Genomic DNA, 22,040 nt, shown 5'->3' with positions numbered 1-22,040 from the left:
TTAACTATTGTAATTCAAATTTTAGTATAGAGGAAAGAGGATTGTAATGCATCCACTGTTTCATCCATTGTTTATAGATTATTGTACATATTTTAATGGCAATCAAGATTATTTTGAATGTCACGAAGTTCTTGAAGAATATTGGAAAGAAATTGCACCTGGTAAGAAAAATCATCCATTGGTAGGATATGTCCAACTTGCAACAGGCATGTATCATTGGCGTCGAAACAACACAATCGGTGCTATGAAAATATTAAAAAAGGCTATGAACAATTTCTCTATCAATCAATCATCGCCCTTTTTCGATTTCATCGAGTTCGATGAATTATGTAAAAACTGCGAAATGAGTATGGAAGCTATAAAAAATGGTGAATCCTTTAAACCTTTTTCTTTAACTTTGACTCATGCTAAGTTTGCTTCAATCGTGGATAGAAAAATAGAAGAACTACCCAATGTTTCAAAAGAATTTCTTCTCCATAAACATATGCTACGCGATCGTACAGATATTCTTGAAGCTCGGAACAATAAACTTGGCTTATCGCAAAAACATTCTAATAAAGAGGATTAATTACAGCTTTTGCAAATATATTTGTAAAAACAAGAAGAAGAGGCTGACGTCACTCATTGTCGTCCGCCTCTTCTACTATTGGTAAACATTTTTCTATAAAAGGTTGTGTTTCTTCATTCGCTTTCAACTCTTTAAATTGCCCTGTCTTTAAAAGTGCTTTCAACATGGCAATTGCGACACCTTCACCTCGATAAGAAGGCACTACCGTAATATGTTGAATGATAGCAACAGAATCTTTTTCGAGCACTCCTACAATTCCTATATATTCTTCATCTTTTTTCCACAAATACAAATGCCAATTTTCTTCTTCTTCATAAGCATGTATTGTTTCCATCAAACGCTTTACGTCCTTTTCTTGAGGCATGAACGAAAGCAGACCCATTGCTATTTTTTCAAAAGATTTTTTATAGCGTATTAACATGAATAACATTCCCTCATTTTCTATCAGTACAACATCTTTAAATATACTACATGATTTAAGACAAGTAATCAACTATATTTCCATAAACTTACAATTGTCATAACCAATACTATTCTAAAGATGCATTTGGAAGGATAATAAATAGATCAATTAACGCCCAAATCAGGCATACTGCTAATAGAATCCCAAAAAGCAACCATTTCGATATTTTCATCAATATTCACCCTTTTTTAAAGATAGCGGGAGATCATTTTGAATAATATTTTCATAACTTTCTCTGTTTATAGCCAATTGGTGTTGACCCGATTCTACAAACACAACTGCTGGTCTAGGAATACGATTATAATTTGACGCCATCGAATAACCGTATGCACCAGTACAGAAAACAGCTAAAATATCACCTGATTCAACTTGTTGCAAAGGTGCATCTACTATTAATTTATCACCTGATTCACAAAGTTTACCTGCAACAGTGTATGTACTTAATCGTTCTTCGTTTGCCTTATTGGCAACAACCGCTTCATATTTTGCATCATAAAGGGCTGGACGAATATTATCGCTCATACCGCCATCCACAGCGATGTAATCACGAATATTGGGAACATTTTTTCGTGAACCAACTGTATATAAAGATGTACCAGCGTCACCAACAAGGGATCTACCAGGCTCAATCCAAATCTCCGGCATTGTTAATTTTAGCTTAGCGGCATATTCTTGTACAGTTTTGATCATACCTTCAACATACACATGGGGCTCTAAAGGAGTATCTTCTTCCGTATAACGAATACCAAATCCTCCACCTAAATTTAAAACCGTACTTTCGAATTGATATTGTTCTTTCCATTCACCTTGTTTTTTCATTAACTTTTCAGCAGCTAGGCCGAATCCATCTGTCTCAAAAATTTGGGAACCGATATGACAGTGCAAACCTAACAGTTCAAGATATTCATGATCTTTCACTTCTAAAAAGGCACGATCTGCTTGACCATTATTTAAATCAAATCCAAATTTTGAATCAGCTTGTCCAGTCGTAATGAAGTCATGGGTATGAGCTTCAACTCCAGGGGTTACACGTAATAAAATACGCATCTTTTGTTTTCTTTCTTCAGAAATTTCTTTTAAAAGCTCAATTTCATAAAAGTTATCTACAACGATACAGCCTATTTTTGAATCAAAGGCAAATTCCAATTCCGAATAGGATTTATTGTTGCCATGGAAATGAATTCGTTTTGAAGGGAAACCTGCTTGGATCGCAGTAAACAGTTCTCCACCAGATACTACATCTAAAGATAAGTTTTCTTCTTTAGCAAGTTGATAAATGGCAATACATGAAAAAGCTTTCGAAGCATAAGCGACTTCTGCTTTTATACCAAGTTTCTTAAATGTTTCGATAAATCCGCGGGCACGTTCTCTAATTAGTTGTAAATCATAAACGAAAAGTGGAGTGCCGTATTTTTTCGCAAGTTCAACTGAATCCACTCCACCTATCGTTAAATGTCCATTTTCATTAATTTGTTGTGTTCCATAAAGATGCATAGTCTCTCCTCCGCTCGATAGGAAAAGGTCAACCCTTCTCCAATTAAAAATTACCTTAGATGAACTTTAACATAGGTAATTTTCTTTCGCAACGGATGATTTTAAATACGTTTTCTTTGCTTCGCTCCCACAATATATGGTCTGAGCGCATCGTCGGCCATAGGAAAACGAATGAATACACGTAAAAAGGCTTTTGGGAAAAAAGGAACAAGAGGCCACATGTATGGAACTGTCATCGGCTTGAGAGAACATAAATAGGAGAACACAATGAAAATACCAATAAAGAACCCACTTGGACCAGCTATAACCGTACCAAGCAAAATGACAAATTGAAAATATTTAACCGCACTACTTAATTCATATGTTGGAATTGTGAAAGTAAAGATTGCTGTAATGGCGGAATAGAGCACAATTTCAGCAGAGAATAATCCAACATCAATCGCAATCTGACCGATGATAATTCCCGCAACTAATCCCATTGCCGTAGAAAGCGGTGTTGGAGTATGAATAGCTGCAATCCTTAAATATTCCAACCCTAAGTTAGCGATTATAATTTGTAAAAATAATGGTACGGACGAGTCTTCCTTCGTACCGATGAAATCAATAGCATCAGGTAAATATTGATCATGGGTGGCCAGTAAATACCAAATTGGTAGTAACGTTAAACTAAAGAATGCCGCTAAATACCTTAACAAACGGGTAAAGGATCCGATAAACGGTGCCTGTCGATATTCCTCGGCATGTTGTAATAAGTGGAATAAAGAAATCGGCACAACAATAACAGAAGGGGACGTATCAACAATAATCGCGATATGTCCCTCTAATAAATGGGCCGCTACAATATCCGGTCTTTCAGAATAACGGACAAAGGGTAAAGGATGGAATTTTTGTTTAAACAGCCATTCCTCGAGGGATTTATCCGCCATCGTAAGACCGTCGTGTTTAATTTCCTCTAACCTTTTCTGTACCCATTTTAAATGTTTCTTATTTACAATATCCTTCATGTAACAGATGGCCACATCGGTGTGACCTAATGTGGTAATTTTATGCAACTCAAACCGTAATTGAGGGTCGCGAATCCGTCTGCGAATTAAAGCAGAGTTTAACATGATATTTTCTGCAAATCCGTCTCGGGAACCACGAATGACTTTTTCATTATCCGGTTCATCCGGCTGACGGCCAGGATAGCTTCTAAGCTCCAATAAATAGCCGTAACCATGTAAAGTAATAATCCCTACTTGTCCTGCTAAAACACCAATCATGAATTCTTCCCGATCTTTTGGTATTGATTTTCCGTAGAAATTAAAATGATCATCAAAATACTTATCTTCATGTTCAATTTCAATATCTAACTCAGAAAACTTTTCATCTTCGTCATAATCAAAAAATAATGGTGTCAACTGAACTGTTGTGGCAGTTCCGTCGACAAGTCCACTAATATAAACCATTAAAATCGGCAAACTTTTTACATGAAGGTCTTTAATACAGACATCATAGGATTCATCTTTACCAAATTGACTATACAAATAATCTTTTGCTTCATCTATAGATGCAAAAACTCGATTACTCATTTATTCACCGTCTTTTTTGTAGTTCGTGATGTATTCGTTTCCATCCACGTTTTAAGTTGTGCTAAAATCTTCTTTTCTAAACGTGAAACTTGAACTTGTGATATCCCTAACCTTTCTGCAATATCCGTTTGGGTCAAATCTAAGTAGTAGCGTAAATAAATAATCGCTTGTTCTCGCTTATCCAATTTTGCTAAAACTTCTTTTAAAGGAATATATTGAAATGGAAGTTCAGACTTCTCATCTTTCATTTGATCCATTAAAGTAATGGAATCTCCTTCACTTTCAAAAAGCTGTTCATGTAAAGAAGCTGGGTCTCGCATTGCATCGGTTGCAACAAGCACCTCATCCTTCGTTACACCTAAAATATCAGCAAGCTCTGAGATGGACGGCGGCTTTTCATTGGTTTTTAAAAATTCATCTGTTGCATGACGAATTTTATAATTCAACTCCCGAATGGAACGGCTTACTTTTACCATACCATCGTCCCTTAAAAAACGTTGAATTTCACCAATAATCATCGGGACAGCATAGGTTGAAAACTTCACATCGTAGGATAAGTCAAATTTATCAACCGATTTCATCAATCCGATACAACCGATTTGAAATAGATCTTCAAGCTCTACTCCCCGGGAAGCAAAGCGTTGAACAATCGACCAAACGAGCCGCGTATTGCCCTCAATCATTTGCTTTCTTGCATCAATGTCACCAGCTTGCGCTTTTTCAATTAGACCGCGCATTTCTTCCTGCGTTAACAAAATATTGGACGGCTGTTCGATTGTCCTCATCCCCCTTACTTCTATCAAATACGACCGTATTTGCGTCCACATAAAATTGATCGTTAAAACAAATTGTTAAAAACAATTAGGTGCTAAACACCATTCACGTGACGACTAGTTTCGCAAAAATAAAAGCTACTTTAAGAGATTTGAGGCATCTTTACCGAGTAAAATTTTTTTGAAAAGGTAACAACCGTTCCAACATTCGGTTCAGATTCAACTTGAAGGTCATCTGCAAAGCTTTCCATAATCGTAAAGCCCATGCCAGAACGTTCCATTTCAGCTTTCGAAGTAAACAATGGTTCCATTGCTTTCTTCACATCAAAAATCCCTTTTCCATTATCTTTAACCGCTACAGATATAACATCCCCATCACGAACAGCGTGAACAGTCACTATACCCTTTCCATCTTCGTCATATCCATGAATAATCGCATTGGATACAGCTTCTGAAACGATTGTTTTAAACTCTGAAAGTTCGTCAATGGTTGGATCAAGTTGAGCAATAAAACTTGTAATTGCCATCCTTGCCAAACTTTCATTCTCACTAATTGCTACAAATGAAAGTGTCATTTCGTTATCCATTCACAATCCCCCTTGCGTGTAAAATTGCATCTGCTTCTGTACCCTCCATAATAAATGAAGCAAGTCCCGAAAATTGAAAGATTTTTTTCATCGTATTTGAAGGGTTTAAAATGACCGTTTGACCATTTACGGCACTAAGTTCCTTCATACGACCTAAAATCAGCCCAATTCCGGAACTATCCATAAAGTTCAATCTTTCTAAATTCCAAATAATTGTGTTCAAATTTCCTTGTAAAATCGTTTTGGAAATATGCGTGCGAATTTTTTCTGTTTCGTGATGGTCTAATTCACCATATAGCCTGATGACTGCTATATCATTTAAGTGCATGTTAACTTCATAGTTCATTTTGTTAATTCGCCTCCTCTAAGTTCGCTAATTCAACATTTTATTATCAGATTCCTTTTTACTGACAATAGTAGAAGAAATTCGCTGAAACTAGTGAAAATACGACAAAAGGAAAAGTGGATAGATTTATCAAATGATATAAAAAAATGATTGTATTACCAAAATAAGTATGGAAAAAAACTTTCCATTTTAAACATTTGAAAATAGGATTTAAGAAATTATTGTTTTGACCTCCATTAAAAAAGAACATCCTTTGCAAAATCAAAGCATGCTCTTTTTAAAGTCATTATTAATCTTTTTACCTTTCCACTTCATATTTATAAGTATTGAAGTGGATTATATTTACATCAACCTTGACATTTTTTAAAGAGTTATTGTTTAAATAAAAGGTATAAGATTGTTCCAATTTTTTGTATGCCTTTGGGTGTATTCTGTACCATTTTTCACCTATATTCAGTACATCTAATTGATTTTCCACCCCCTTTTGATAGAGGGATATAAATTTTTCTTTTAAGTCTTCCTCAATCAGTTTAATTACCTCATCAATCGGAATATCTTTTAGTTTCTCCAACAAATCGACATTGGCGGAAAGTTCGACAGAAAATTGTGGAGAGTCCGTTCCTTTTTCATAATGAATGTTCATTTTTGAATCTAAGAACTCTACATTTGCTACAAGCTCCTCACCATTTTTTACTTTATAATTTAACGTCACTTTATCTTCAGTTAACCAAGTAAGAAATAGTGCATCATTAAATTCAATTTCTTGTACATATTTTTCATTTTGAAAAACAGAATATCCGTTAAAATAAAGGGCTGTGTAATTTCCTTCAGACATCCAATTCGTATCATCCAGTTTTACGGAAGGTATTTTTGCCATCCCCATCGGCTCATAATAAGTTTTTAAAAACTCCATTAATGTCACTGGCTTAAGTTCATCTCTTGCAGTTTCATAGGCAAATTTTTTAAACAGGATTGTATAAATAGGTGGATAGTTAAATAATGCTTCCACATTTAAAACATCTTCAATCTCCTCTTCTGTTGTCACAATTTGAAGGGTAGAACTAAGGGAACGGTTGCGATTAATTTCTTCTATTACTTCATTAAATTTATGGGTGACAATTTTATCACTTAATACGAGGGCACTTACATGCCCTAAAAACAAATCGTTTTCTGTTTTGTTATATAGTTCACTTATAGCTAAATTCAACGTTTCTCCTTCTGCTCTCCCAACAAAAATAGGTACCTTTTCAGTCGGTCTCGCTCCTTCTTGTTTTGCGACATTGGTGAAATTTAACCCTTGAAGATAAACAATATATTCATTTTTTTCTTGATCGTAATCCATACCAATGGCGACAATATAAGTTAAGTCTTGAATATTTTTCACACCGCCACATCCCGATAAGAACACAACAATGAATAAGAAAAGTGAAAAGAGCATCATTCGTTTCATTCCTTTCCACTCCTCGTAGCATCTTCAGGACTAGTTATAGTTGTTCTGGATTTATAAAATGAGCGTGGAGGTTTTAAAAAAGTTTTTATTCCTTCTTTAAAACTAAATGGTGCCAATGAACTTATATAGGAAACTCCAAAAGAAGTAATGGTTGAAAAATATATTATTGTAAGAATAAATCCTAAAATTGTTCCAAATAGACCGAAGATTGAACTTAGCAGCGTAATAATTAGTCGAAGAACGGCAAACGCAGTACTTAAAGCTGGATTGACGACTGTAAAGGAACAAATATAAGTAATCGCTACAATAACTAACATAGTAGGAGAAGTAAGACCTGCCCGAATCGCTGCGTCCCCTATTATTAAACCTCCCAATACAGTTACACTTTGACCAATAGCCCGGGGAAGTCGAGCACCGGCTTCATTAAATAAATCAAATAAAAATAAGATAAGGAACATTTCGATTCCTGTGGCTAAAGGGATTCCTAAACGGGAAACTGAAATGGTCGCTACTAATAAATAAGGAATTTGTTCGATATTGTAACTAGTAAACGCAACCCATATTCCTGGTAAAAATACGGAAATCAACGCTCCTACCGATCTTAATAACCTTTCCATCGATACAAAAAAATAGTTAAGATAGGAATCTTCTGGCGACTTCGTTTCTAACAGCATTCCTATCGGCGCGAAAGAAACGGTTGGATTTCCATCCACTAAAAGGGCAAATCTCCCTTGATTTAATGCTTGTACTAAAAAATCCGGTCTACCTGTATACGACAACGTAGGAACAAGCGACTTTGGTCTATCCCTAATACAATCTTCAAGCTCATTTATACTTACTAAAATATCTAGCTCTACTTGATTTAACCGCTTTTGTATTTCCTTTAGCACTCTTGGATCAATAATATCTTCCATATACATGAGCGCTACCTTTGTTTTACTTCTTTTTCCAATTGTATATTTTTCGAGACATAAAGTAGATGACTGAATCCTTCTTCTAATTAAAGATATATTCGTTTTTATATCCTCTACAAATCCATCCCTTGGACCCCTTAAAGATGTTTCAAGGGCGGATTCTTCTGGAATACGCTTTGGAAAATCCCCCATTTGCATACTTAAAAGACAATTATCGGCTAGAAATAAAATGTTTCCTTGAAAAAGCAAATCGGACAACTCTTCTTCTGACTTGAAAGAAACGTCCTCTGCGTAAAACAAGGAAATTAACCGGTCCTTTATTAAATCATCTTCATAGATACTCAATTTAGGTAAAATGTTTTTATCCAAATATTGATTATCAACTAAGCTTTCAAAAAACATAAACTCAAAGGTTTTAGACTGAATTTGATGGGTTTTATAAAGGAAATCTTGACTAAACTTAAATTGATTTTTCAAATTTTGTACTTTTTCATTTATTTTGTTGGAACTTGATGTGTTTGTCATGTTGCTCAACTCTTTTCTTCGTTACAAAAATATAAAAGGCTGAAAAAAGTATTTGAAACGTAAAAAATATAAAACAAATCGGGAAGTAGTACTTATATACAAATTCAAAAAAGTGTTGGGATTGAACTTTAATCATCATAACGGCAAATAGAACAATATATAGAACGAGAACAGGTTTGTAATTTAAACGATAATGTCGAGTTTTTGCGAAAAATGTGCATAGGAGATACATATGTAATCCAATGCGAATAACGGCCCCACTTAGCCATTGATATAACGCAAAAAAATCTAAATGGGAAATATACTCACCGATGCTTAATATACGCCATTGTTCATAAGCCGGATAACGAAAATTAACGGATTCCGTTAAGCCGAATTCCATTAATGAAGCCGTAAGAGGACCAAAAATAAGAATGGTAAATATCGTAATAAGTATAAATAAATGTTTGAATTTAATAGGTGCTTGTACATAAGGTTGTAATAAAACGATGACATAAACTTCAAGTAGTGCTGATAGTACATATACACTCCCCTTTAAAATAGGTGAAACACCATCCGTAAAAATCGGAAACAATAAACTTGGATCTTTAGAAGGAGTATTTGTAATTGAGATAAATATTCCAAATATAATTACGAGTGGCAATAATAGACCGCTTGTAATCGACATATTTTTAATCCCTACAAGGGTAACAATACAACAGGCAATGATTAAAAGGACGGTAATCATTAAAAAGGAAGTTTCAGCAAGAAAGTAGGCATTTAACCAGATGACTAAGTCACGAAAAGTTACATAGGTGCTAAAAAATAAATACAACACAACAGGAATGGAAAGAAATATCGAAAAGGTTTTACCCATCCGCTTCTTTATTAATGAAAAGAATCCATCCTGCGGACTGTTGTTTAAAATATAAGTAATAAGTATAAGGAATAGAATACAAATGGGATAGGTGATGATGACACTTACCCAACTATCTCTACCAGCTGCTGAAAGCAAATTAGGAATTAAAATGACATGGTTTAATAAACCTGTCGAAAGGATTAACATTAGCAACAATTGTCTAGGGAGTAACACTTTTGTTAAGCTTTGCATACAATCACCTATTTTTCCTAGGATAGCAGTATTATTCCCTATTCATATGCAAATATTACATCCACACATCATTAACATTAAAAATACTAAATGAAGTTTATTTCGGAAAATCTTCGAAAAAGCAAAAAAGTTAGTAACGTTCTTACTTAACGTTACTAACTTTTAACTTAAGATTATTTTGTAATGACTTCTTTAATTAATGTTGGAGCTTCCACTTTTTCTGGCACAATTTCAATATGTTTGTAAAGTTTCTCCATCACTTCTGAAACATCTTCACTGTTCGAATGAATTGTTACAAGCGACTCTCCTTTTTGAACAGCATCGCCTACTTTTTTATGTAGGACAAGTCCAACAGATAAATCAATTGTTGACTCTTTAGTTGCACGACCTGCACCTAATAACATTGCTGCTACACCGACATCATCTGCTTCAATTTTCGTTACATAGCCCGTTTCCTTTGCAGGTAACTCCATTTGATATTTTGCCTGAGGCAATAGAGAAGGATCGTCAACGACAGAAGCATCTCCCCCTTGAGCAGCGACAAACTTCTTAAACACCTCTAATGCTTGGCCATTAGCGATTACAGTTTGCAGTTGAGTGCGAGCTTCTTCAATACTATTAGCTTTTCCGCCTAATACGACCATTTGGGATCCTAATGTATAGCACAATTCCATTAAATCTTCAGGACCGTTACCTTTTAATGTATCAATGGCTTCTTTTACTTCTAATGCATTTCCGATGGCAAAACCTAATGGTTGACTCATATCAGAAATAATCGCCATTGTATTACGACCAACGCTATTGCCAATTTGCACCATTGCATGGGCTAAACTTTTCGCATCTTCAAACGTTTTCATAAATGCACCTTCGCCTGTTTTCACGTCTAAAACAATGGCATCTGCACCAGCTGCAATTTTTTTAGACATGATCGAACTTGCGATTAATGGGATGCTTGGTACCGTACCTGTCACATCACGCAATGCATATAACTTTTTATCGGCAGGAGTTAAGTTTCCACTTTGACCGATAACAGCAGTTCCAATGTCATTTACTTGTTTCATAAATTGTTCATTGGAAAGCTCTACATGAAATCCTTTTATTGACTCCAACTTATCGATTGTTCCGCCAGTATGGCCAAGGCCGCGACCACTCATTTTGGCAACAGGAACACCACATGCAGCAACCATTGCTGCTAAAGATAACGTAGTCGTATCCCCTACTCCACCTGTTGAATGTTTATCAACTTTTATTCCTTCAATCCCGGATAAATCGATTTGGTCACCTGATTCAACCATTGCCATCGTTAAATCAGCCCGTTCCCGATCATTCATATCTTGGAAATAAATAGCCATCATTAAACTACTTACTTGGTAATCTGGAATTGATCCATCTGTATAACCTTGTACGAAAAAACGAATTTCTTCGGTTGTTAATTCTTCACCATTACGTTTTTTCTCAATAACATCAACCATTCTCATGTGGAGAACCTCCTACTTTAAATTCGTTAAGAAACTTGAACCAAATTGTGGTGCTTTTACATTAAAGTTTTCAGCTATCGTTGCTGCGATATCTGCGAAAGTTTCACGAAGAGGTATTTCATCCCCTTGTTCAAATCTTGGCGAATATACTAATAATGGCACATACTCTCGCGTATGATCTGTTCCAGGGAAAGTCGGATCATTCCCGTGATCCGCTGTAATGATTAATAAATCGTCTTCTTTCATTTCATTAAAAACTTCCGGTAATCGACGATCAAATTCCTCTAAAGCGTTTCCATATCCAATTGGATCTCGGCGATGACCGTAATTCGCATCAAAGTCAACTAAATTTAAGAAGCTAATGCCATGGAAATCTTTTTTAACAACGTCAATGAATTTATCCATTCCATCTGTATTATCTTTTGTACGAATTGCCTCTGTAACGCCTTCACCATTATATATGTCAGAAATTTTCCCAATAGCAATCACGTCAAATCCTGAGTCCTTTAATTCATTCATTGTTGTGCGACCAAAAGGTTTTAACGCATAATCATGACGATTGGCTGTACGGGTAAAGTTCCCTGGTGTTCCAACGAACGGACGAGCAATAACTCGACCGACTAAAAATTCTGGATCTAAAGTAAGCTCTCTTGCGATTTCGCAAATTTTGTATAGTTCCTCTAATGGAATAATGTCTTCATGGGCTGCAATTTGTAAAACAGGATCTGCCGATGTATAAACGATCATGGCACCTGTTTCCATATGATCCGGTCCTAGCTCATCAATAATTCCTGTACCACTAGCCGGTTTATTGCCAATCACTTTTCGACCTGTTTTCATTTCCAATTGTTCAATAAGTTCCTTAGGGAAGCCTTCTGGATAAACTTTAAATGGTTTATCAATGTTTAAACCCATAATTTCCCAATGTCCTGTCATCGTATCTTTCCCGACAGATGCCTCTTGCATCATCCCAAAATACGCTTTTGGTTGTTCTACTTTTTTAATACCTTTTATTTCACGAATATTTGATAGTCCTAATGATTCCATATTGGGCATTGTTAATCCATTCATTTTATCAGCAATATGCCCTAATGTATCAGCACCAGTGTCTCCAAAACGGTCGGCATCAGGTGCTTCTCCGATTCCAACTGAATCCATTACGATTACATGTATTTTTTTAAACGGTTTCATAAATGTGTCCTCCTCTTCCATTTTCTATATTAAACAAAGGTCAGACATCTTACAAATAATTTTATATGTAATATTTGTCATCCTTTAGTGAAACTTTTATTTTAACCGTTCATATTCCGTTCCAAATCCTTTATGCCCTTGGATGGAATTGTTTATATACTTCCGAAAGTCGCGTTTTACTTATATGGGTATAGATTTGAGTTGTTGATATATCCGCATGTCCTAACATTTCTTGAACCGCACGAAGATCAGCACCATTTTCAATTAAATGGGTTGCAAAACTATGTCTTAACGTATGGGGTGTTATTTCCTTTTCAATATGGGCATTTTTAGCATGCTCCTTTAATAATTTCCAACAACCTTGTCGTGTTAAACGTTTTCCCCGCTGATTTATGAAAAAAGCATCCGTTTTCGGATATTTCCCTTGTAATTTGGAACGGGCATTTTGCAAATAACGATCTAAAGTGTTAATGGCACTTTTCCCCAGTGGGACAATTCGCTCTTTTCCGCCTTTACCAAAAACACGAACAAAGCCCATCGTTAAATGGACATCGTCTAAATTTAAACCGATTAGTTCACTAATACGCATACCTGTTCCATATAAAAGTTCCAACATTGCAATATCCCTTACGCCTTGAGGCTTTTCCGGGTTAGGTGCTGATATTAATGCATCAATTTCATCGATGGATAGTACTTTCGGAAGCTTTTGTTCAATTTGGGGCATTTCTAAATGAACTGTCGGATCAGTATCGGTCATTTTTTCTCGTAATAAAAATTGATGGAAAGAACGGATAGATGAAATATGTCTCGCTACCGTTCTTGCTGAAATACCTTCGCTTCTTAATGTCTCTAAATGTATTAATATATGGGATCGGTTAATATCTTTTAATGATTGTATAGCTTGTACTTTATATATATGCTCTATATAACTCTCAAGATCACGCCGATATGAAGATAATGTATTTGCAGATAGTTGTCGTTCAACTTGTAAAAAATGGAGATAATCTAATATCGCTTCTTTAGCTTCTTTCATTGTTCATCACCTATCCTTCTTATTCCTACTATAGATTTTTTCGAATTTGTCTACAAGTATAGAAGATACTTAATAGAAAAGGATGTACATCCGTCATAAACGAAATGTACATCCTTTTTCATTGTTCTTCATTTTGTCCATGACATCTGTGGCAAATACCATGGAATGTTAATCGATGATCTTTAATAATAAAGTTCCAACGTTTTTCAACAATAGCCTCGACATCTTCTAATAAATCTTCTTGGATTTCATCTACCGCACCACATTCAATACATACTAAATGATGGTGGAAGTGTTTTGCACCTTCTTGTCGAAGATCGTAACGAGATACGCCATCGCCAAAGTTAATTTTGTCAACAATTTTCAATTCAGTTAATAATTCTAATGTCCGATAAACAGTAGCTAAACCAATTTCAGGTGCTTTATCTTTTACTAATAAGTAAACATCTTCAGCACTTAAATGGTCTTCCTCATGTTCTAATAGCACTGCAACTGTCGCTTCACGCTGTGGCGTCAGTTTATAGCCAGCACTATGCAATTGCTTTTTTATACGGTCAATACGGCTTTCCATAAGACGCCCTCCTAAACTCATTCTATTATACCAAATGAGTAAAAGCTATTACAAGAGAGGGATGAATTATAAAATGTAAGAAATTGCAACAATCTCCCCTACGCAAATAATGATTAACGTAACGATGATTGTAACAAAGAGTCGTTGAGAAAAGAAATGCTTTCGGTTAGGCCCCATTTTCTTCGTTGTATAAACCGAACAAAGGACAAATAATAGTACACAATAAATGAGTTGGAATGGGAACCACCATATACTGTAAACTAACAAGGATTCTTGTTGTGTTAATAGAAACACCGAACTAAATCCAAAAAATGTAATTTTAACAGCCACAACGAATTTTGATAAAACATGTAAATATGGATGGGTTGCAAAGAGCAGGACGAGTACTACCCAAGCAACTAACGGTATAATGGTATTCCAAAAGGAAACATCGGTTAAATCTAAAACCCTCGGATCCACATAACTTATTAATTTCATAGACTTGTCCAAAGAAAACACTTGAAAACAAACAACACCGCTTATAAAACTAATAGCTAAAATAACAGCATATTGAATAAATAATACAGAACGAAACATAAGCATTCTCCTTTCGTTGGTATAGCTTATGCTCGTTCTCTATCAATATACCCTAAAACTAAGTTCAAATTTCAAAGTAATCTATTAAAATTTCGTCAGACATTTTATAATCCGTTGTGATCGTTTGAGATTCCGTAAAAAGGACGATGTTTTCTATTAAAAAATAACCCTATTGATTCATTTTCATCCAAAGTACAGCATAAGCTGTTTTCGCATCATAAATTTGCTGATTGACTACCATTTGTTCCGCTTCTTCAACAGTAACTTCTAAAAGTTCTACAAATTCATCCTCATCTAAGTCCGCTTTTTCTTCTATTTTGTATAAATCTTTTGCAACAAACAAATGAATTACTTCATCAGCAAAGCCGGGAGAAGTGGCAAAGGTTTGCAAATAAATTAGTTCATTACATCCATATCCCGTTTCTTCCTCCAGCTCTCTTCTAGCTGTAACAGCTGGTTCTTCCCCAGGCTCCAACTTCCCTGCTGGAATTTCAACAATCGAACGTTCCAATGCTTTTCGATATTGTTCTACTAAAACTAATTTCCCTTCTTTTGTTATAGCTATAATCGCAACCGCTCCTGGATGGTTCACTATTTCCCTCTTTGATTGCTTTCCATTTGGTAAAGTAACGTCATCTACTTTTAATGAAATCACTTTCCCTTTAAAAATTGGAGTTGAATCAATTGTTTTTTCTTCGAATTTTTTCATTTCAAACGCCCTCACTTGTCCTGTTGATTCATTTCATTGTACCATTAGTGAAAGAATTTGTTTGGGGGAAAGAGGTTAAAACATGAAAAAAAGAAAAGTTGGAAATAGTTCTATTGAAATTTCGGAAATTAGTTTCGGTTGTATGTCTTTACCGACAACGATTCATGAAGCAAAGCCAATTGTAGATAGCGCCCTTGAAAATGGTATTAACTATTTTGATACTGCTGACCTGTATGATAAAGGGGTTAATGAAGAGATTATCGGGGAACTTTTAAAACCCCATCGTCATGATATTATCCTTGCTACAAAGGTCGGTAATCGATGGAATGAGGGGGAAGAAGGTTGGCATTGGGATCCATCCCCTGCAATAATCGAACAAGGTGTAAAAGATAGTTTACGTCGCTTAAAAACGGATTATATTGATATTTATCAATTACACGGCGGAACAATTGATGATCCGTGGGATGATATTATTGAAACCTTTGAAAAACTTAAAAAAGAAGGTTACATTCGAGAATATGGTATTTCCTCTATTAGACCTAATGTATTCAAGCCGTTTTTACAAAAAAGCAATGCTATATCAAACATGATGCAATATAGTATTTTAGATCGTCGTCCTGAAGAATGGTTTGAAGAGATTACAAAAACAGGTGCTTCAGTCGTAACCCGCGGTTCCATTGCAAAAGGTTTACTTACGAAAGAATGGCCAACGAGATTAGAAAAATCAAAGGGTTATCTATCTTATACGAAGGATGAATTGATGGAAGTGTTAACAAATCTTCAAAAGGAATATGAAGACATCCATGCATTAGCATTAGCCTATAATCTTAGTCATCCAGTTATCGCTTCTACAGTGCTTGGCGCTAGTTCTAAAAAGCAATTACTTGATACAATAGCAGCCTATGAGAAAGCCCAATCCATCCAAAATTTATCCATCGTTTCTGAATTAACGAAAAAAGAGGTCTATACGGAGCATCGATGAAGAAATATATTTTTTTAATTGTCGGTATTTTGATAATGTTGTTTTGTATTTCGAGTATGACCTATGAACAACAAACTATTGTACCTACATTGCAAGAAACATTAGAAAACAAACCGTTTTACAATTTATTAAGCAAATTGGAACTAACCTATTGGGACCAAACTATTTCCGTTGAAAGCCGTGGATATTATTATTTTGTGGAATTTTTAATTCGTAAAGGGTTACATTTTGCGGGTTATGGTATCATTGCCATTTTAATTTATCGGATATATCGAAAATTCCAATTTCAACTAGCCGGTATTTGTGCCGTGTTATCGATATTTGTCATTGCTTCATTGGATGAATATCGTCAAACATTTGTAGAAGGTAGAACAGGGATTTTTGATGACGTTCTTTTAGACACATATGGTGCCATCACCTTTGTCATTCTATTTAAGCTATTCAGTGCCTTATATCAAAAAATAAAGCAGAGAAATAGTGTTGAATGATCATATCTCTTTGATCCCTTTTTACTTTCTTTTGAAAAACTATTCTAGAAAATAACAAATTTTTATCATTTTTCATTAGTTCACTGTTCAATCGTATTGAATATTTTTATAAACATTGATAACATTACTAAATGTATACAAAATTGAACTCCACCCTTTTATGGATGTTCTTTTGTTACAAAATTAAATAGCGGTGATTGCTATGGGATGACTATAGCAGGAGCAATTTCTGGAGAGATCGCATCTTTGCGACGCCGAAGGGTTCACAATCTCAGGCAAAAGGACAGAAAAAGTAACAAATAATCGCGAAATAGCGATTTATGATGGTAATTTTGACTTTTTTATTCATGAAAGGCTTCTTTCTTAATAAAAAGTTTATTCTTTTATCTTTTGTTATTTTTAAATGTCGAATGAGATAGGGTATCCTATCTCATTTTTATTTTCCCCTTTGTTACTGTTTGTTTCTGAATGAATAGAGGGATTCAGTTAAAAAGGATATTCCTTTTTAACTGTCCTTAAGAAAAAGTTCATTACAAGAGCAATGCCGCTATAGTTGGGGGCATATGGATGAATCAACAAGAATTAAAACGAGAATTAAAAAACCGGCACGTACAATTAATCGCCATTGGAGGAACGATTGGAACTGGATTATTTTTAGGATCTGGTGCGGCGATTGAAAAAGCAGGTCCGTCTATACTGCTCGTTTATATGATTATCGGAGCAGCCGTCTTTTTCGTTATGCGGGCTCTAGGAGAACTATTATTATCAAATAAAGGCTATCAATCTTTTAACGATTTTGCAGTAGATTATATCGGTCCTTGGGCTGGCTATATAACAGGTTGGACTTATTGGTTCTGTTGGATTATGACAGCAATGGCCGATATTATTGCCGTAGGGGTTTATGTTCGATATTGGTTCGATATACCCCAATGGATTCCGGCTATTATATGTCTCGTATTATTACTTGGATTTAATTTGTTGACTGTTAAACTATTTGGAGAATTAGAATTTTGGTTTGCCTTAATTAAAGTCGTTACAATTATTGCTTTAATCGTTATCGGTATGGTAATGATTGTCACTGGTTTTGAAACAAATAGTGGTACGGTTTCAATCTCAAACTTATGGGAACATGGCGGAGTATTCCCGAATGGCGTTACTGGATTTTTACTTGCCTTTCAAATGGTTCTATTCTCCTTTGTAGGAGTGGAATTAGTAGGTGTTTCTGCAGCGGAAACTTCTAATCCTGTTAAGAATATTCCATCGGCAATAAATAAAATTCCATTACGCATTTTGCTCTTTTATGTTGGAGCTATTTTCGTCATTCTTTGTATTAATCCTTGGACAGAACTGAATGCAGAAAGCAGTCCCTTTGTACAAGTATTTAGTTTAGTCGGTATTCCGATAGCAGCGGGCATTATTAATTTTGTTGTTTTAACATCTGCCGCATCTGCTTGTAATAGTGGGTTATTTTCAACAAGCCGTATTATGTATAACTTAAGTAAAAATAAACAAGGTGCAAAACATTTAAGTAATTTAAATAAACATGCTGTACCAGCAAATGCCCTTTTCATATCATCCGTTGTTTTATCCATTGGGGCATTATTAAGTTATGTCATTCCAGATGCTGCTTTTAGTATCGTCACAACAATTAGTGCCATTTGTTTTATTTGGGTGTGGAGTATCATTTTAATATCCCATATACGTTATAAAAAAACTCGACGGGATTTACATAGAAAGTCTACTTTTAAGGCGCCCTTTACACCCTTTATAAACTATGTAGTATTGGTGCTTTTTGTTTGTATTTTACTTATAATGTTCATGGCTGAAGAAACGAGAACGGCATTATTATTAACACCTCTTTGGTTTATTCTTTTATTTATTTCTTATGCTTTTAGAAAGAAAAAACAATCAAGGGATTATTGAACAAATAGAAAAAAGTAGTATTAGTTATGTTGAACTGAACCCCGAATAGGTCCACTTTTTTTAAAGTGTCCACTATTCGGGATTCAGTTCATGTTTCCTAATACTACTTTTTTCTTTTGAGTATGTAGTTTGAATGGAAAATACCTTCTTTTCGAACGACAACATCGATTAAAACTTCGATCCTTGATCGCCGTATTTCTCAAGTAGCTCTTCAAAAGACATATTTTTCTCCCGTTGCTTTCTTTCAAAGGCTAACCGCGCTTGACGCTCTTCTTCTTTCGCCTGCTCTTCTTCTACTAAATTTTTCTTCGCAGCTTTTAATTTTGCTAATACATCACCGTTTAGTTGGTCTTGTAATGTTAATGTATCTTCACTTTTGGACTTTTTTACCGAAGTGAATGGTTTTTTCTTTTTCGCCATACTATTCACCTACTTACCATTTCGTATTTCCTTTTTAGTTTATCATGAAATTGAAAAAATCTCTTTCATCTAAAACATTCTCCCATTTGTCACGAACTCAAACAAATACTGTTGCGTAGTATAGTAATAAAGATATTTTTCGTACATTGAATACTATCCAATCGTTAGAGCTAATATAAATTTATTTACAATTCATAATAGAACAGTGAATAGCGACAAAAGAAAGAATAATACTACTATTAATGAATCGAGGTGTTTTTAATGAAACGAAAATTCTTTTGGGTTTCAAGTATTATCACCACTATTCTTTCTGCTGCAACTACCGTCTTCGGCTTCGTTGCTTCGAATCGATTGATGTATATTAAAAATAAAGATGCAACGTTTATATATGATCGTGAATTAAAAGCACAACGCTTTGATGAAAAATGGTTCAATCAATGTCCAAAGGATGAATTAAGTATCGATTCTCCTAATGGCTATTCAATAAAGGGCATTTTCTTCCAACCCCTTAACACAAAAAATACGATTATCATCTGTCATGGTGTTACAGAAAACAAAATTAATTCTGTAAAATATGCTCGTATGTTTGAACGACTTGGTTATAATTCCTTCGTATTCGACCATCGACGTCACGGTGATTCTGGGGGAAAAACAACAAGTTATGGCTATTATGAAAAATTTGATATCGCTGCAGTCGTCCAAACGATGAAATCGATTGTTGGTGAAGATGCCATTATTGGCATACATGGAGAGTCGATGGGAGCTGCAAGCATGATCTTATATGCGGGTTTAGTTGAAGACGGAGCAGACTTTTATATAGCGGATTGTGGGTTTTCAAATTTCTCGGAACTTATCTCTTATATATTAAAAAAAGAAACGATTTTACGGACGAAAATCCCCATCCATTTAGCAAACATATTTTTAAAAATGCGTGATGGCTATACATTTAAAAGTATCACGCCGAAGGAAGCAGTTAAAACTATTCAATCCCCGGTATTATTTATCCATAGTCTTGAAGATGATTTTATTTTGCCTTATATGACAGAAGAAATGTATGAAGAAAAAGAAGAACCAAAGATGTTAAAGCTCTTTGAAAAAGGAGCCCACGCCCAATCCTTTAATCAAAATCCCGAAGAATATGAAGAAACGGTATTGGAGTTTTTACAAAAGTACGTTTATGGAAATGTGGAACAAGTTGAAAAAGACATATCCTAAACCTAGATAGACTTCCTAACTACTTCCATTCATAGTGAATAAAAATCTGCTCTTTCTAAAAGAATGGGCAGATTTTGTTTTTGCATGTTATCACGATTACTTTTTTACATACCTACCTTGTATTATCGATTATCATCCGATATATTCCGTATATAAAATATCGAGTCAATCCTAAATATGAACGATAAGATGAACTTGTAAAGGAGGGAAAATGGATGATTGAAAAATTTAATCATTTAATGGACTACATTGAAACACATTTGACGGAAGAGATTTCCGGAGAAGAGATGTCAAAAATTGTAGGTCTATCTGATTATCATTTTAAAAGAATGTTCTCTTATATGGCTGGCATGTCATTAAAAGACTATATAAAAAATAGGAGATTTTCCGTTGCAAATGTTGAATTAATTAACGGAGCAAAGGTGACGGATATTGCCTATAAATATGGTTTTCAATCGATAGAAGGATTTTCAAGAGCCTTCCGTGAATGGAGTGGATTTTTACCTTCAGAAGTAATAAAGAACAAAATTCAAAAATCCTTTCCTAAATTTACATTCGTTATCGATATAAAGGGAGGTATTTCAATGGAATTTAAAATTGAAAAGAAAGAGAAATTCAATATAGTGGGCGTATCAAAAAGGGTACCCATTCAATTCGAAGGCGAAAATAATGCAATCTTAGAACTAGCCCAGTCAATTACCGAACAACAACGAAATGAAATGCATCAATTAGCTGACTTATATCCTCATCAAGTGTTGAATGTATCGTATGATTTTGATGAAGGTTTTTTAGAGGAAAAAGGCTATTTAACCCATATGATCGGATTCGCAACAACAAAAGAAAATCCATTCGATGATTTAGAGCAAATTTCTATCGATGAAAGCCTATGGGCAATTTTCCCAAATCAAGGACCTTTTCCATCTACGTTCCAAGAGACCCATGCAAAAATTTATTCTGAATGGTTACCAACTTCAGGATATGAAGTAGCAAATATTCCAGGGATTTCTTTTATAAAGCATAATAATTCTGCCGAAAATGTATATAGTGAAATATGGATGCCAGTAAAAGAGAAGTAATAGCGAGAAAAAAGAAAATTATTAAATTCATAAAAATTTAGGTAAACCAGTTAGAATCTAACTGGTTTTTAAAATATCAAATAAATTATTTGTTTAACGCCAGATTTATTTCGGTAAAAATACGAATTTACTGTTTCTTATTAGTTTTCTCGACTGATTCATTTTGAAAATTTTAACTAATTAGGATAATTTATGATAAATTAAGAAGAAAGTCGAATCAAAAAGGAGCACTACATTGAAAAAGTTTAAAGGGTTAGCTTTTTTCTGGAAGTTACTTTGGGTTATTGGATTGATTATTTTATCATCTTTAATTTTTTATTTAGAGACCCAAGTCCGAAATTATATAGACTCAACATATATTTTTAGTCTAATTTTTTGGGTTAACTTAATGAATTCGATTATATTAGGAATCTATATTTCTCTTATTTTCGTAAAGAAATGGTCACTGAATATAAATCCAACTTTATTATGGGGTGTGTCGTTTCCTTGTTTATTCATTTCAATTTTTATCCCCATCATGTGTATTTCGCAAGTAAAAATTGAGCCATTTATTAATTAAAAACTGATCCACTTAAACCGAACTATTTTCTAGCCATT

22 protein-coding genes and 1 riboswitch are annotated in these 22,040 nt (G+C 34.6%); of the genes, 6 read left to right on the top strand and 16 right to left on the bottom strand.

Features of this window, described 5'->3' with window-relative positions; translation table 11 throughout:
* Positions 1-46: 46 nt before the first annotated feature.
* Entirely contained in the window at positions 47-568 is a 522-nt protein-coding gene (locus ACH0B5_RS01385; RefSeq protein ID WP_122972870.1) for a DUF309 domain-containing protein, read from the top strand.
* 49 nt (positions 569-617) lie between these two features.
* Here the strand turns inward: ACH0B5_RS01385 and ACH0B5_RS01380 are convergent, their stop codons facing one another.
* The 15 genes from ACH0B5_RS01380 to ACH0B5_RS01310 form a co-directional block, all read right to left on the bottom strand.
* Positions 618-989, bottom strand: coding sequence for a GNAT family N-acetyltransferase (locus ACH0B5_RS01380; RefSeq protein ID WP_122972869.1), 372 nt, complete (start codon positions 987-989; stop codon positions 618-620).
* A gap of 213 nt (positions 990-1,202) precedes the next feature.
* Positions 1,203-2,525 carry a diaminopimelate decarboxylase gene (lysA, locus tag ACH0B5_RS01375; protein ID WP_406927315.1) on the bottom strand — a complete coding sequence of 441 codons (1,323 nt, stop codon included), beginning with the start codon at positions 2,523-2,525 and terminating at the stop codon, positions 1,203-1,205.
* Positions 2,526-2,626: 101 nt separating this feature from the next.
* On the bottom strand, positions 2,627-4,096 hold the full coding sequence (locus ACH0B5_RS01370; RefSeq protein WP_341361979.1) for a spore germination protein: 1,470 nt from the start codon (positions 4,094-4,096) through the stop codon (positions 2,627-2,629).
* Complete coding sequence (locus ACH0B5_RS01365; RefSeq protein ID WP_122972866.1) at positions 4,093-4,881, bottom strand: SigF/SigG family RNA polymerase sporulation sigma factor; 789 nt, start codon at positions 4,879-4,881, stop codon at positions 4,093-4,095. The genes ACH0B5_RS01370 and ACH0B5_RS01365 overlap by 4 nt, the downstream gene beginning before the upstream one ends.
* 131 nt (positions 4,882-5,012) lie before the next feature.
* Positions 5,013-5,456, bottom strand: a complete 444-nt coding sequence (gene spoIIAB, locus ACH0B5_RS01360) for an anti-sigma F factor (protein WP_122972865.1) — start codon at positions 5,454-5,456, stop codon at positions 5,013-5,015.
* Positions 5,449-5,802 carry an STAS domain-containing protein gene (locus tag ACH0B5_RS01355; RefSeq protein ID WP_122972864.1) on the bottom strand — a complete coding sequence of 118 codons (354 nt, stop codon included), beginning with the start codon at positions 5,800-5,802 and terminating at the stop codon, positions 5,449-5,451. The genes spoIIAB and ACH0B5_RS01355 overlap by 8 nt, the downstream gene beginning before the upstream one ends.
* Positions 5,803-6,100: 298 nt before the next feature.
* A complete protein-coding gene (locus ACH0B5_RS01350) occupies positions 6,101-7,252 on the bottom strand; it encodes a Ger(x)C family spore germination protein (protein WP_406927314.1) in 1,152 nt (383 codons plus the stop codon).
* A complete protein-coding gene (locus ACH0B5_RS01345) occupies positions 7,249-8,691 on the bottom strand; it encodes a spore germination protein (RefSeq protein ID WP_406927313.1) in 1,443 nt (480 codons plus the stop codon). The genes ACH0B5_RS01350 and ACH0B5_RS01345 overlap by 4 nt, the downstream gene beginning before the upstream one ends.
* Complete coding sequence (locus ACH0B5_RS01340; RefSeq protein WP_406927312.1) at positions 8,657-9,781, bottom strand: GerAB/ArcD/ProY family transporter; 1,125 nt, start codon at positions 9,779-9,781, stop codon at positions 8,657-8,659. Before ACH0B5_RS01340 ends, ACH0B5_RS01345 begins: the two co-directional genes overlap by 35 nt.
* A 173-nt stretch (positions 9,782-9,954) precedes the next feature.
* A complete protein-coding gene (locus ACH0B5_RS01335) occupies positions 9,955-11,259 on the bottom strand; it encodes a pyrimidine-nucleoside phosphorylase (protein WP_122972861.1) in 1,305 nt (434 codons plus the stop codon).
* A 12-nt stretch (positions 11,260-11,271) separates the two neighbouring features.
* Entirely contained in the window at positions 11,272-12,450 is a 1,179-nt protein-coding gene (deoB, locus tag ACH0B5_RS01330) for a phosphopentomutase (RefSeq protein ID WP_406927311.1), read from the bottom strand.
* 130 nt (positions 12,451-12,580) lie between these two features.
* Positions 12,581-13,483, bottom strand: a complete 903-nt coding sequence (gene xerD / locus ACH0B5_RS01325; RefSeq protein ID WP_406927310.1) for a site-specific tyrosine recombinase XerD — start codon at positions 13,481-13,483, stop codon at positions 12,581-12,583.
* A 118-nt stretch (positions 13,484-13,601) separates the two neighbouring features.
* Positions 13,602-14,054, bottom strand: a complete 453-nt coding sequence (gene fur, locus ACH0B5_RS01320; RefSeq protein ID WP_122972858.1) for a ferric iron uptake transcriptional regulator — start codon at positions 14,052-14,054, stop codon at positions 13,602-13,604.
* Between the two features lie 66 nt (positions 14,055-14,120).
* Positions 14,121-14,630, bottom strand: coding sequence for a hypothetical protein (locus ACH0B5_RS01315; protein ID WP_406927309.1), 510 nt, complete (start codon positions 14,628-14,630; stop codon positions 14,121-14,123).
* A gap of 169 nt (positions 14,631-14,799) precedes the next feature.
* The gene (locus tag ACH0B5_RS01310; protein ID WP_406927308.1) at positions 14,800-15,339 is read right to left on the bottom strand and encodes an NUDIX domain-containing protein; all 540 of its coding nucleotides are present in this window, start codon (positions 15,337-15,339) and stop codon (positions 14,800-14,802) included.
* 82 nt (positions 15,340-15,421) lie between these two features.
* On the opposite strand from ACH0B5_RS01310, the gene ACH0B5_RS01305 reads away from it, so the two are divergent.
* From ACH0B5_RS01305 to ACH0B5_RS01295, 3 genes are all read left to right on the top strand, one after another.
* A complete protein-coding gene (locus ACH0B5_RS01305; RefSeq protein ID WP_341361970.1) occupies positions 15,422-16,321 on the top strand; it encodes an aldo/keto reductase in 900 nt (299 codons plus the stop codon).
* A complete protein-coding gene (locus ACH0B5_RS01300; RefSeq protein ID WP_122972854.1) occupies positions 16,318-16,809 on the top strand; it encodes a VanZ family protein in 492 nt (163 codons plus the stop codon). The genes ACH0B5_RS01305 and ACH0B5_RS01300 overlap by 4 nt, the downstream gene beginning before the upstream one ends.
* 219 nt (positions 16,810-17,028) lie before the next feature.
* Positions 17,029-17,106: riboswitch (glycine riboswitch) on the top strand.
* Positions 17,107-17,376: 270 nt separating this feature from the next.
* On the top strand, positions 17,377-18,732 hold the full coding sequence (locus ACH0B5_RS01295) for an amino acid permease (RefSeq protein WP_122972853.1): 1,356 nt from the start codon (positions 17,377-17,379) through the stop codon (positions 18,730-18,732).
* 168 nt (positions 18,733-18,900) lie between these two features.
* Here ACH0B5_RS01295 and ACH0B5_RS01290 read toward each other — a convergent pair whose 3' ends face one another.
* Positions 18,901-19,152 (bottom strand): YqkE family protein, encoded by a 252-nt coding sequence (locus tag ACH0B5_RS01290; protein ID WP_122972852.1) that lies wholly within the window; start codon positions 19,150-19,152, stop codon positions 18,901-18,903.
* 261 nt (positions 19,153-19,413) lie between these two features.
* Between ACH0B5_RS01290 and ACH0B5_RS01285 the strand changes: the two genes are divergently transcribed.
* A complete protein-coding gene (locus ACH0B5_RS01285; RefSeq protein WP_122972851.1) occupies positions 19,414-20,367 on the top strand; it encodes an alpha/beta hydrolase in 954 nt (317 codons plus the stop codon).
* A gap of 215 nt (positions 20,368-20,582) precedes the next feature.
* A complete protein-coding gene (locus ACH0B5_RS01280) occupies positions 20,583-21,443 on the top strand; it encodes an AraC family transcriptional regulator (RefSeq protein WP_406927307.1) in 861 nt (286 codons plus the stop codon).
* Positions 21,444-22,040: the final 597 nt, after the last annotated feature.

It is taken from the genome of Ureibacillus sp. 179-F W5.1 NHS (genome assembly GCF_045369345.1).
In the GTDB taxonomy this organism is placed as follows: domain Bacteria; phylum Bacillota; class Bacilli; order Bacillales_A; family Planococcaceae; genus Ureibacillus; species Ureibacillus halotolerans.
This window is presented reverse-complemented; position numbering and strand designations above follow the sequence as displayed.